Origin of the sequence: Bradyrhizobium sp. DN3, assembly GCF_041357655.1 — a bacterium.
GTDB lineage: Bacteria > Pseudomonadota > Alphaproteobacteria > Rhizobiales > Xanthobacteraceae > Bradyrhizobium.
The window spans coordinates 1-1,064 of the sequence record NZ_JAULLN010000085.1; the positions used below are offsets into that span (position 1 = coordinate 1).

The 1,064-nt window shown below is 64.2% G+C and carries 1 protein-coding gene; it reads left to right on the forward strand.

What is annotated here, in order from left to right:
* A partial coding sequence (locus AAE027_RS39445; protein ID WP_479714280.1) for an MFS transporter occupies positions 1-1,064 on the forward strand: 1,064 nt, incomplete at both ends.

The window sequence follows — 1,064 nt, forward strand, 5'->3', positions numbered from 1 at the left end:
GCCATCTCCTGGCGCCTGATTCCGTTCCTGGTGCTGGCCTACTTCTTCTCCTATCTCGACCGCGTCAATCTCGGCTTCGCCGCGCTGACCATGAATGCGGAGCTGAAGTTCACGCCGCTGATCTTCTCCTGGGGCGCCGGCATCTTCTTCATCGGCTATTTCATCTTCGAGGTGCCGAGCAACCTCGCGCTGGAGAAATTCGGCGCCAGCCGCTGGATCGCCCGCATCATGGTGACCTGGGGCATCATCTCGGCGCTGATGGCGCTGGTCAGCGGTGTCACCAGCTTCTACGTCCTGCGCTTCCTGCTCGGCGTCGCCGAGGCCGGCTTCTTCCCGGGCATCATCCTGTATCTGACTTATTGGTATCCGGCCGAATACCGCGCCCGCTTCCTCGCAGCGTTCGCCATTGCCGTGCCGGTCTCGACCGTGATCGGCGCGCCGATCTCGGGCCTCTTGCTCGGGCTCGACGGCATCATGGGGCTGAAGGGCTGGCAGTGGTTGTTCATCATCGAGGGCATTCCTTCGGTGCTGCTCGGCCTCGTCACCTGGTTCTATCTCACCGACCGACCGGAGAAGGCGAATTGGCTTTCGGCCGAGCAGAAAGCCTGGCTCAAGGCCAAACTCGATTCCGAGATCGCCATCAAGCAGGCGGTGAAGCATCCCTCGCTCGGCCAGGCGCTGTCGTCGCCGAAGGTGATCGCGCTCAGCCTGATCTATTTCGGCTTCGTCGGCGCGCTCTATGGCATGCAGTTCTGGCTGCCGCAGATCGTCAAGGCCTTCGGCCTCACCAACGCGCAGACCGGCTTCGTCACCGCGATCCCCTATCTGTTCGGCACCATCGCCATGATCCTGTGGGCGCGGCATTCGGATGCGAGCCGCGAGCGCGTGATGCATGTCGGCGCGCCGCTGCTGCTCACCGCGGTCGCGCTCGGCATCTCCTCCTATCTCACCGATCCCACCCTCACGATGGTGGTGCTGACGGTCGCCGCGATCGGCGTGTTCTGCTGCTTCGGCGTGTTCTGGACCCTGCCGACCGCCTGGCTGTCCGGCACGGCGGCGGCCGG